Source organism: Agrobacterium sp. (assembly GCF_059499945.1).
Genome location: NZ_JCABZP010000019.1, coordinates 290,753 through 301,840, shown reverse-complemented (window position 1 = coordinate 301,840; position 11,088 = coordinate 290,753). Strand labels below are relative to the sequence as shown.

Below are 11,088 nucleotides of genomic sequence, written 5' to 3'. Positions count from 1 at the left end.
TCAATGTTCGGGAAGGGAACGCCGGGGGAACCCCCCGGCGTTTCGTTTTTCAGGCCACCAGCCCCTTGGTCAGCTCCAGCGCCTGCCGTTCGAACAGCCGGCGATAGATGCCGTCATGGAGGCGGATCAGCGCCTGGTGATCACCCTCTTCGACAATCTTGCCCTTGTCGAAGACCAGCAGCCGGTCCAGCGCCCTGACCGTGGAAAGCCGATGCGCGATGACCAGCGTGGTGCGGCCGACCATCAGCCGTTCCATCGCCTGCTGGATCTGCACTTCGCTTTCGCTGTCGAGGCTGGAAGTCGCCTCGTCCAGTATCAGCACCGGCGCATCCGCAAGGAAAGCACGAGCAATCGCGACACGCTGACGTTCGCCGCCGGACAGCTTGACACCACGCTCGCCCACCATCGTCTCATAACCCTTGGGAAGGGACATGATGAAATCATGGGCGCTCGCCTGTTTCGCCGCCTGCTCGATCTGACGCCGCGTGGCGTCTGGCCGGCCATAGGCGATGTTTTCCGCCAGCGTGCGGTGGAACAGGATGGGCTCCTGCTGCACGATGGCGATCTGGCCGCGCAGGCTCGATTGCGTGACCCCGGCGATATTCTGGCCGTCGATGCGGATCGCGCCCGACTTGACGTCGTAGAGCCGCTGGATGAGCTTGACGAAGGTTGTCTTGCCCGAACCGGAATGGCCGACCAGGCCCACACGTTCACCCGCCTTGATGGTGACCGAAAAGTCATCATAAAGCGGTGTGGTATGCGCGCCATATTGGAAGGTGACGTGATCGAAGACGATCTCGCCCTTTCCGATCTTGATCGGTCCGGCGTCCAGCCTGTCTTCGATGCCAAGCGGCATCTTGTCCAGCAGCACCAGCTCTTCCATGTCGTTGACGGCACGTTGCAGGTTGCGGATATCCTGTCCCACATCGCGCAGGTAACCCTGCAGCACGAAGAACATCGCCAGCACGAAGGTGATGTCGCCCGGAGTCGCCAGCCCCTGTCGCCACATGATGAGGCCGGTGCCGAGAATGCCGGCCTGCATGGAGACCATCATGAAGCTCTGGATCGTGCCGTTCAGCGTGCCGCGCTTCCATGTCCTGCGTGTGCGGTTGTCCCACTTCACCAGCACATGGCCCAGCCGCGTTTCTTCGCGGGTCTCAGCGCCGAAGGCCTTGACCACCGAATTGCAGCTGATGGCATCCGCCAGCGCGCCGCCAAGCCGGGTATCCCAGGCATTGGCCAGCCTTGCCGCCGGCGAGACATAACCCATCGAAAGCCCCACCGTGACGCCGACATAGATCAGAGAGCCGAGGCCGACGATCAGGCCCATGACCGGCCAGTAGCTGCCGAGCACGATGGTCGCGCCCACCAGCATGACGATGGAAGGCAAAAGCGCGACGAGCAGCAGGTCATTAAGCGAATCCAGCGCCCACATGCCGCGCGTGATCTTGCGCACCGTGGAACCGGCAAAGCTGTTGGCATGCCAGTCGGTGGAAAAACGCTGGACCTTGTGGAAGCCGTTATGGGTGACATCCGCCATGGTCTTCAGGGTGAGCCTGATGATGCCATTGAAGATGAACCAGCGCAGCACCACGCTCACCAGCCCAAGCGACACAACGATGACGAAGGCGCGCAACGCCCCATCGCCCCCATTGCCAGCGCCGTTACCGCCGGCAATGGCATCGACGATCTGGCCGGAAAAGACCGGCACCATCACTTCAGCCAGCGTGCTTCCAATTACCAGCACGATGATGAAACCCACCAGCGCCGGCCGATTGCGCCAATGGTTGAAAACAAAGCCGAGCACATTGCGATATGCATCAGCGCGGAAATCGAGCTTCTTGCGTGACATTTTAACCAGCCCGGCGCGACGGATTCGGCAACCGGTCCTCAAAACGGAAGTTGGATGGCACAGCCCGGGCGGGAGACAAAATGATCCCGTCAGATCAATCGGGCTATGAAGGAAAACAGAACCGCATGTCGGGCGCGCTCAGGGCGGGCCGCGAATGGATATGACCTAGTGGCGGGCCATTCCCTGCGGGAGGGTTTTGATGAATACTGGTGTCATGCAACGCCTCCCTTTGTTCGATCTGACGCGGTATTGAGATTTGTAACTCAGCAGTTCGAGCTTGCCAAGCGGGTTTTTACAACCGGCTGGTGAGTGATGCGGAAACGCCACACCGGCTGGATGCGACGGTATAAACCGTGGCCGATGCGACTGACGCGCCGGCCACGATTTTATCAGGTCGTTATTTCCGCCCGCAACCGGCAGGATGCACGGCGGAAAATCGGACTGGTATCTGCCGTTGCCGGTCAATCCATCTGCACATTCGCGTCCTTGACCACAGGCCCCCACTTGGCGATCTCAGCCGCAACGTGGGTTTTCAGCTCATCCGGTGAAGAGGCGACGATCTTGGCGCTGAAATCCGCCATGCGTGCGGCCACCGCCGGATCGGCAAGCGCCTTCTTGGCGGCGGCGTTCAGCTTGTCGACCACCTCGGCCGACGTGCCGGCGGGCGCAAAGAGCGCGTTCCAAGTATAGGTCTCATAACCGGGCACGGTCTCGGCGATGGTCGGCAGATCCGGGAAGGACGAGGCGCGTTCCTTGGTCGTGACGCCGAGCGCCCGCAACGTGCCGGATTTTATATGTCCTGACGAAGAGGGCAGATTGTCGAACATAATCGAAATCTGGTTGCCGAGCAGATCGTTGAGCGCCGGGCCGGCGCCCTTATAGGGAACATGCTGCATGCTGACACCGGCCATGCTCTTGAACAGCTCGCCGGAAAGATGCAGCGGGGTGCCGTTGCCGGAAGAAGCATAGGCATGTTTGTCCGGCTCGGCCTTCAGCAGGGCAATAAGCTCCGCGACGCTGTTGACGTTGAGCTTCGGATTGACGACCAGCACATTCGGCACCACCACGAGCAGCGAGACCGGCGTGAAATCCTTTTCGGGATCATAAGGCTTGGTCTTGAGAATGAGCGGGTTGAGGGCGTGGGTGGCAACCGTGCCCATCAGGATCGTGTATCCGTCGGGTTCGGCGCGGGCCACGCGGTCCGCACCAAGATTGCCACCGGCGCCGGCGACATTTTCAACGACGATCTGCTGGCCGAGTTCATCACCCATCTTCTGCGCGATAACACGCGCGACCACATCGGTAGAGCCGCCCGCCGCGAAAGGAACGACCAGAGTAATCGTTCGCTCGGGGAAGCCCTGCGCGCTCGCAGTCGTTCCCAGCATGCCCAAAGAAACCGCCGCGGCGGCAAGTTTCAGCACTGTGCGCCGTTTTGAAGACCGGTAAATCATGAACCCTCCTGTAACATGGCCTCCTCGCCATGGGCGCATAGTAGCTCAAATGCACCTCAGGGCAACCCGCCGGGGAGCGGACGCTCCCGGCGGGTTTCAGGAGAAAGAGGGTTCGTTACGCTTTCAGGCGCTCCTCTACGACCCGCCAGTTGACAAGCTTGTCGAGCACGGCGCGGATATGTTCGGCCTTGCGGTTCTCATAATCCACGTAATAGGCGTGCTCCCATATATCGATTCCGAGATAGGCCGGGCGGCCGACAGCAACGGGGTTCTTGCCGTCCTCATATCCGATCAGCGCGAGCTTGTTGCCGTCGTCACGCGTCAGCCACACCCAGCCGGTGCCGAAGACCGTATCGGAGACATCGACCGCACGTTTGATGAAACCGTCATAGTCGCCGAAGGTCTCGTTTACCGAAGCGGCAAGATCACCCGTCGGCCGGTTCGGTCCGCCCGGGACGAATTGGTCCCAATAGGCGACATGGTTCCAGGCCTGCGCGGCATTGTTGAAGATTTTGACATCAGCCGCCTCTTTTGATTTGGCGGACTGCGTGACGATATCAACCAGTTCCATGTCGGCATAAGGCGTGCCCGCAGCGAGCGTATTCAGCTTGTCGTAATAGGCCTTGTGGTGTTTTCCATAATGCAGACCCACGGTCTTCGCCGAGATGACCGGCGCGAGATCGGCTTCGGCAAAGGGAAGCCCCGGCTGCCTCAGGGGCAGTGCGGCGCGCGCGACATGCGGGCGGGGAAAGATTGCAGCGGCAGCAGTTGCTGCGCCGGCGGTGAGAACGGTGCGTCTGGTGATGTCCATCATATCCTCCTTATGAACGGTGATATGGGACTAACCCCAAACTACGGCCCGGGTTTCCTCACGCTGAATGCAATTCTGTCGCAGGTCATGGAGATGAGAGGCGGCGGCGCTGTATTCACGCCCTGCCGGGGCGGGATGCGGGATGGATTGACCGCCCCATATGAGAAAGGCCCTCCCGGCTGGAGAGGGCCTTACCCGATCAATATCGATAGTAGTCGCGGCGGTCGCGGTAGTCGCGATAGTCTCTGCGGTCGCGCCACTCACGCCATTCCCGTCTGGCCTGACGCTCGCGCCATTCACGGCGGCCTTCCCAGCGGTCGCGACGGTCCCAGCCACGCTCATACCGGGGCGGACCATTCGGACGGCAATAGCCGCGGGGTGACAGGTGAAAGCCGCGTCCGCAGGCATAATCCACCGTTTGAATGTGGGATGCCGAGGGTGCAGACGGTTGGCCCACAGGCATGGCATTCGCACCGTTGCCGAACAGGGCGCCGAAAATCAGTCCGGCGGTTAAAATCATCTTGCGCATCTTATTTCCCTCCTTGTGGGATGGGGGGATTTAGCGCTCTGCCGGGTGAACTGTGGCTGAATGAATCGTGATCTTTTCGTGGCAGCAGCCACAGTTGCGCCGAACATTACGGCCTCCGGGCGGAACCCTGCGGAGGCTCGGACATTTACCAGTGCAAGCCAAACAAAATGGGAGAGCACCGATGGATTGGAATCGCGTTGAAGGCAACTGGAAGCAGATGAAGGGTAAGATCAAGGAGCAGTGGGGTAAACTCACCGACGACGATCTTGACGTCATCAACGGCAAACGCGAGCAGCTCGAAGGCAAGATCCAGGAGCGCTACGGTTACGAAAAGGACCGCGCCAGGAAAGATATCGACGACTGGTATGGACGCCAGACCTGGTAAGACGAGACCCCGCTTCGGCGGGGTTTTTCTTTGCGCGGGATTTCCCGGTCAGCTGGCCACGGCCAGAACAGCAGCGATGACGATCAGCAGCGGCCCCATCCATCTGAAATGACGAACAACCGGCGGCTGGCTAGCCGTGTTTTTTGACAGCGGCAGATAACCAAAGCCGACACATGTCATCCACAGGCCGGCGCAAAACATGATGAATTCGTCAATATAGGCTGCGATCATCGCTCCCCTCCCTCCTAATTATCACGGTCATCCTATCTGCCCGGAAACCGCTTTGGTAGAGCCCCCTGCGCCTTCGGATCACCCGTGGGCACAGAGGGCGGCAAGACCGGCCGGCATCAACCGTCACGAAAGCGTTATGGAAAGACATTAGAACCGCCGCCGGCCCATTCAAAAAATGCACGGCTGTGCAACTGATGGCCAGAGCCTTTCCCGTCCATCTCTCAAGCCTCAGCGCTCAGAGTTCCACTCGCGCCGAAAACATCGGAGACATAGATGAAACGCCGCACCTTTATGATGTCCGCCGCAGGCGCCGCCGCCGGTCTCGCCCTTGCACCGCGCATGAGCTTTGCTGCTCCGGGCACGATCGACTGGTACACCAGTTCGGATACGAATATCCTCGATTTCTGGTCCAATACGATCAAGCCCGCTTTTGAAGCCGCCAATCCCGGCCTGAAGCTCAACCTCGTCGATGCCGGCGACAGCGCCGGCATCATGGCCATCGGCGAGCGCGCCATCGCCGCAAAGCAGACGGGCACCGATCCGCAGGCAGATTATTTCGAAACGGCCGATCCGCTGCTCCCCACCGGCGCGATCGATGCCGGCATCTACGTGAACATGGCAAAGGCCGGCCTTTCCAATTATTCGCGCGTCAACCCGCTTGCCATCCGCAGCGAATACAGCCTGCCCTATCGCGGCAGCCAGGTTCTGCTCGCCTATGACACCAGCAATCTCAAGCCGGCGGACGCACCGAAGACCTGGGATGAACTAGTCAAGTGGATCAAGGCAAATCCCGGCCAGTTCGTTTATAACCGTCCCGACAAGGGCGGCTCCGGCGGCAACTTCGTCCGCCGCGCCATCCATCAGGCCAACGGTCTCGATCCCAAGGCCTTTACGGTTGACAATTACACCCAGGAAGCCGGCGACAAGGCTCTGGGCAAGGCATGGGCGCTGCTGACAGATATCGCCCCGTCGCTCTATGACAAGGGCGCATACTCCTCCGGCAACACGCAGTCGCTGCAGCTTCTTTCCCAGGGCGTCGTCACCATGACCCCCGTCTGGTCCGATCAGGTGCTGAAGGCTATCGATCAGGGCGTTCTGCCGAAGGAAACCGGCCTCGTCCAGCTTCAGGATCTGGCGCTCTGCGGTGATTTCTCGCGCGCCGTGGTGCTTGCTAACGGCGCCAATCGTGACGCTGCCCTGAAGCTTGCCAATTTTGTGCTGTCCGAAGAAATTCAGGGCGCGATCCTCAACGAGCTGGGCGGCTTCCCCGGCGTTTCCTGGGACCATGTGTCGGCCGACCTGCGCAAGCGTTTTGCCGACATCATTCCGCAGACCATTCCGACCTTCCCGGCCGGCAAATGGGAAACCGCCATCAATGATGGCTGGTATCGCAACGTCGCTCCCAACGTTAACCGCAAGTCGTGACCGAGGTCGCAGAGGGAGCGGTTCGCCCGCTCATTGACAATACAGCAGGCAGGAGGCCCATCGGCCTCCTGCTCGTCGCCATTCCCGTGTTCCTGATGATCTGGCTCGTCATCTGGCCTGCCATCAACGCCATCGGCCGCACCGTGTGGCGCACCGGAACCGATGGTGAAACGAGTTTCGACCTTTCAAGCTACGGCTTCTTCTTCTCAGACCGCTACAGCCTCGACAATCTTGCCGTGACATTGTGGACGACGATGGTCTGCGCCGTCCTCCTGCTGGTCATCTGCCTGCCGATCGCGCTTTACCTTCGCTTTTCGCAAGGTCGTCTTTCGGCTTATGTGCAGGCGCTTGCCATCTTTCCGATGTTCGTGCCCTCCATCATCCTCGCCTTCGCCTTCATCCGCGTTCTGGGCCCCAACGGCATGGTGGACATCTTGCTCAATGCGGTCGACCTGCCGAAAATCCGCACGCCCTATCTCACGCCTTGGGGGCCGGTCATCGGTCTTGTCTGGGACAATATTCCGCTGACGGTTCTCATCCTGCTCGCGGGCCTCGGCAGCGTCGCCAACCAGTCGGTGGAGGCGGCGCGGGATGTCGGCGCAAACGCGCTGCAGGTCTTCTGGCACATCATCCTGCCGCGCATTTCCAATTCCATTCTCGTGGCGCTTTCCTTTTCGGTGCTGGGCATTTTTTCTTCCTTCACCCTGCCCTATCTCTTGGGCCCGGCCTCTCCCGAAATGCTCGGCCCCTTCATGCAGCGCACGCTGCGCGAAGTGCAGGACCCCATCGGCGCCATGACCCAGGCCGTCATCGCTTTCGGTTTCTGCATCGCTTTCGGCCTGTTCTACGTGCGTTCGGTCGCGCGCAACCAGGGGAAATGACATGACGACGCTGACGCGGGCCCGTGCCCGCATCGATTGGCCCGGTATCTTTTTTGCAACCCTTCTCACTATCGCCATCGTCGGGCCGCTGCTTGTTGTCGGCACCTGGGCATTCACCGAGGTCTGGCGTTTTCCCAATGTCATTCCCCAGCAGTTCGGTTTCCGTTTCTGGGGCCAGACGCTCGGCCGCGCCGACGTGTGGAACGCCCTGATGCTGAGCCTTCGGCTGACAACGGTGGTGACATTGCTTTCGGCGCTGATCTGCCTTCCCGCCGCCTATGCCTTTGCGCGCATGAGCTTTCCCGGCCGCAACCTGCTGTTCTTCTCCTTCCTGGCCGGCCACGCCTTCCCGAAATTCGGGCTTCTGGTGGCGATTGCCGCCATTTTCCTGCAGCTCAACCTCATCGGCACCTTCTGGGGCGTTGTTCTCATCCAGCTCGTCGGTACGCTGATGTTCATGATCTGGATTCCCGTGGCGGCATTCCAGGCCGTCGACCGGCGCATGGAAGAGGCGGCCCGTGATGTCGGCGCCAGTCCGCTCCGGGTCTTCTGGTCGATTACCCTGCCGCAGGCGGGACCGACCATCGCCGCCGCCGTTTTGCTCAGCTTCGTTGGCACTTTTTATGAGACCGAAGGCGCATGGCTCATCGGTGCGCCGGGCATCCGCACGATGCCGGTGCTGATGATCAGCTATATCAACAACCAGATGGTCATCCAGTACGGCGCGGTTCTGTCCGTGCTGCTCTGGGTGCCGTCCTTCATTGCCCTCATGTTCGCCCGCCGCGTCATCGGTGGCGGTGCATTCGCCCGCGGTTTCGGCGGTTAGGAAATCATCATGTCCGTACTTCACATCCGCGAGATATCGAAAACCTATACCGGCGGCACCAAGGCAGTCGACAGTTTCTCGCTCGATGTCGCCGATGGCGAGCTCGTTTGCCTTCTCGGGCCTTCCGGTTCGGGCAAATCGACGCTGCTGCGCATGGTCGGCGGTTTCGAGCAGCCGACGGGCGGGCAGATTACCATCGATGGCGAAGATGTGACCCACCTGCCACCGGAGCGGCGGCCGACCGGCATGGTGTTCCAGAGCCACGCGCTCTGGAGCCACATGAACGTCTTCAAAAACCTCGCTTTCGGCCTCAAGCTGCGCCATATGCCGGCTGCCGTGATCAAAGAGAAAGTGGAGGCCGTGCTCGAGCTCGTCGGGCTTACCGGTTATGGCGAGCGCGCCACCAGCCAGCTCTCGGGCGGCCAGCAACAGCGCGTGGCGCTTGCCCGCTCGCTGGTTCTCGAACCGAAAATCCTGCTGCTCGACGAACCCTTCGCCAGCCTCGACCAGCATCTGCGCGAGCGGTTGCGGGAAGAGGTGCGTGATATCCAGCAGCGTCTCGGCATCACCACGCTATTCGTCACCCACGGGCAGGACGAGGCCCTTTCGATGGCCGACCGCATCGTCGTGATGGCAAATGGCAAGACCGAACAGATCGACAGGCCTAACGTCATCTACCGCGAACCTCAGACCCCTTTCGTCGCCGGCTTCATCGGCACCATGAACCTGATAGAGGGTGCGGTTTCAGACGGAAATTTCACGCGCGCCGATTTTACCCTTCCGCTTCCCGTCTCCGATGGCCCGGCCATTCTCGCCGTCCGCCCGGAAGCCATCGATCTGACGATTTCCGAAACACCGGAAGCGCACGTGCACCGGGTGACGGATTACGGCACCCACGGCCTTGTCGACCTTGATCTCGCCGATGGTACAAGGATCAAATCCATGGTCGCCCATCCGGATCTGTTCCGGGCGGGACAGGGCGTACAGATTTCGCCCCGTGCCGTCACGGCCTATCGCGACAACCGCCCAATCTATCGGAGCTGACATGAACCAGCCGATCCTTATCGAACGCGACGGCCACAGGACCTGGCTCAAATGGCATCGCGCCCGCCGCCGCGCTAGCGATCCGGTCTTCACCGGCGAGCGCATCATCGAGGCGATGCGCCTTGGTGCGAGCATCGAAGTCGATCTCGTCATTCATGCCGATCACGGCTGCGCCGTTTTGCATGACCGGACGCTGGAACGGGAAACCACCGGCACCGGCCGAGTGCGCGACACATCCGCCGCTGCGCTGCGTCAGCTTCACCTACGCGACAACGGGGGCCAGCCAATCGCTTCGAAGGTGATGTTGCTCGAAGACCTCTGCGCCCTGCTCGCCCACGAGACCGTGCATCCCGACGCCCTGTTGCAGCTCGATTTCAAGGAGGACCTGCAGGCGCTTACCCCGCAGGTGGTCGCCGGTTTCGGAGCAAGCGTTTCGCCCATAGCAAGCTCGGTGATCCTGTCCGGCGGCGATTTCGACGCCATCGCCATGCTGGCCGGCTCAGCGCCGGGACTTCGCACCGGATATGATCCCTGCGATCACGGCACACTTGCAGACCTGGAGGCAAGCGGAAACTATCTGGGTTTCATCGAAGACGCTCTCGCCACCGCGCCCGATGCCGGGATGATCTATCTCGACTACGCGATCGTACTTGCTGCCGAGGATGCCGGTGTCGATATCATCGCCCCGATCCATGCCGCCGGCCGCCGGGTCGACGCCTGGACAATCAACAGCGTCACACCGCAATCCATAGAACAGGTGAAACGCCTCCTGCGGCTTAAGGTGGACCAGATCACCACCGATGATCCGGAAGGGCTCGCCGAGGTTTTCAGCCGATGACAGTCAATTACAGCACCATCCTCGACCATATGGTCGCCACCGCTCGCGAAGCCGGCGCATTGACGCTCGACCATTTCAGGCGCTTCCGCGACATCGAGATCGGCGTCAAGGGACCGGGGGATTTCGTTTCCGATGCGGACCGAGATTCCGAGACACTGATCCGCCAGCGCCTGCTCGCACAATATCCCTGGGGACTGACCGGCGAGGAATTCGCACCTGTCGAAGGGGCGGATCAGGATCATCGCTGGCTGGTCGACCCGATCGATGGCACCACCAATTTCCTCTTCGGCCAGCACTACACCATCACCATCGCGCTTCGCCGCGGCAATGAAACGATCTGCGGGCTGGTCTATAATCCCGTTTCCGACGAGATGTTCGCCACGATCAAGGGAGACGGCGCCTATCTCAATGGCGAGCGCCTGCGGGTCAATGCCAGCACCGATGTCGCGCTCATGTGCGTCGGCACCGGCCTGCCTACGCCCAATCTCCAGCTTTATCCCGGTGCCTATCAGCGCCTCGACGCCATTCGCGCGCCCATCGGCGCGGTTCGTGTTGTCGGCAGCGCCGCCAATTCCTGCGCTTATGTCGCCTGCGGTCGTCTCACGGGCTATTACGAGGAGACGGGATTCGTCGACACGGCAGCCGGCATTCTTCTTGTTCAGGAGGCCGGCGGCATTGTGACCGACTGGTGGGGTCGCGGACCGGAGTTCTATGAGAAGACCGGAACGCTGATCGTCGCCAATGCCGCGACCCATGCCTATCTCATGGGGCATCTGCGCGGCGTTTCGCCCAAAAACCCCTCATAACCGTTTCCT

The 11,088-nt window shown here is 61.0% G+C and carries 12 protein-coding genes; 7 read left to right on the top strand and 5 right to left on the bottom strand.

The window, feature by feature from the left end; all coding sequences use genetic code 11:
* Positions 1 to 49: 49 nt before the first annotated feature.
* The 4 genes from AC5I5B_RS22850 to AC5I5B_RS22835 form a co-directional block, all read right to left on the bottom strand.
* On the bottom strand, positions 50 to 1,852 hold the full coding sequence (locus tag AC5I5B_RS22850) for an ABC transporter ATP-binding protein (protein WP_174054391.1): 1,803 nt from the start codon (positions 1,850 to 1,852) through the stop codon (positions 50 to 52).
* A gap of 461 nt (positions 1,853 to 2,313) precedes the next feature.
* Positions 2,314 to 3,303, bottom strand: coding sequence for a Bug family tripartite tricarboxylate transporter substrate binding protein (locus tag AC5I5B_RS22845; protein ID WP_060725636.1), 990 nt, complete (start codon positions 3,301 to 3,303; stop codon positions 2,314 to 2,316).
* Positions 3,304 to 3,418: 115 nt separating this feature from the next.
* Positions 3,419 to 4,114, bottom strand: coding sequence for a superoxide dismutase (locus AC5I5B_RS22840; protein WP_174054390.1), 696 nt, complete (start codon positions 4,112 to 4,114; stop codon positions 3,419 to 3,421).
* A 199-nt stretch (positions 4,115 to 4,313) separates the two neighbouring features.
* A complete protein-coding gene (locus AC5I5B_RS22835; protein ID WP_111817354.1) occupies positions 4,314 to 4,643 on the bottom strand; it encodes a GCG_CRPN prefix-to-repeats domain-containing protein in 330 nt (109 codons plus the stop codon).
* A gap of 181 nt (positions 4,644 to 4,824) precedes the next feature.
* On the opposite strand from AC5I5B_RS22835, the gene AC5I5B_RS22830 reads away from it, so the two are divergent.
* The gene (locus AC5I5B_RS22830; RefSeq protein ID WP_003505706.1) at positions 4,825 to 5,028 is read left to right on the top strand and encodes a CsbD family protein; all 204 of its coding nucleotides are present in this window, start codon (positions 4,825 to 4,827) and stop codon (positions 5,026 to 5,028) included.
* Positions 5,029 to 5,076: 48 nt separating this feature from the next.
* Here the strand turns inward: AC5I5B_RS22830 and AC5I5B_RS22825 are convergent, their stop codons facing one another.
* Entirely contained in the window at positions 5,077 to 5,259 is a 183-nt protein-coding gene (locus AC5I5B_RS22825; RefSeq protein WP_003505704.1) for a hypothetical protein, read from the bottom strand.
* Between the two features lie 273 nt (positions 5,260 to 5,532).
* Here AC5I5B_RS22825 and AC5I5B_RS22820 point away from each other — a divergent pair, with 273 nt between their 5' ends.
* The 6 genes from AC5I5B_RS22820 to AC5I5B_RS22795 are packed head-to-tail and all read left to right on the top strand — an operon-like array spanning position 5,533 to position 11,079.
* Complete coding sequence (locus AC5I5B_RS22820) at positions 5,533 to 6,684, top strand: extracellular solute-binding protein (RefSeq protein WP_174054389.1); 1,152 nt, start codon at positions 5,533 to 5,535, stop codon at positions 6,682 to 6,684.
* Positions 6,681 to 7,565: an ABC transporter permease gene (locus tag AC5I5B_RS22815; RefSeq protein ID WP_003505701.1), complete on the top strand. Its 885-nt coding sequence runs from the start codon at positions 6,681 to 6,683 to the stop codon at positions 7,563 to 7,565. The genes AC5I5B_RS22820 and AC5I5B_RS22815 overlap by 4 nt, the downstream gene beginning before the upstream one ends.
* 1 nt (position 7,566) lies before the next feature.
* The gene (locus tag AC5I5B_RS22810; RefSeq protein ID WP_087747059.1) at positions 7,567 to 8,391 is read left to right on the top strand and encodes an ABC transporter permease; all 825 of its coding nucleotides are present in this window, start codon (positions 7,567 to 7,569) and stop codon (positions 8,389 to 8,391) included.
* Positions 8,392 to 8,400: 9 nt separating this feature from the next.
* Positions 8,401 to 9,435, top strand: coding sequence for an ABC transporter ATP-binding protein (locus AC5I5B_RS22805; protein WP_174054388.1), 1,035 nt, complete (start codon positions 8,401 to 8,403; stop codon positions 9,433 to 9,435).
* 1 nt (position 9,436) lies between these two features.
* A complete protein-coding gene (locus tag AC5I5B_RS22800) occupies positions 9,437 to 10,273 on the top strand; it encodes a glycerophosphodiester phosphodiesterase (protein ID WP_174054387.1) in 837 nt (278 codons plus the stop codon).
* Entirely contained in the window at positions 10,270 to 11,079 is an 810-nt protein-coding gene (locus AC5I5B_RS22795) for an inositol monophosphatase family protein (RefSeq protein WP_174054386.1), read from the top strand. Before AC5I5B_RS22800 ends, AC5I5B_RS22795 begins: the two co-directional genes overlap by 4 nt.
* Positions 11,080 to 11,088: the final 9 nt, after the last annotated feature.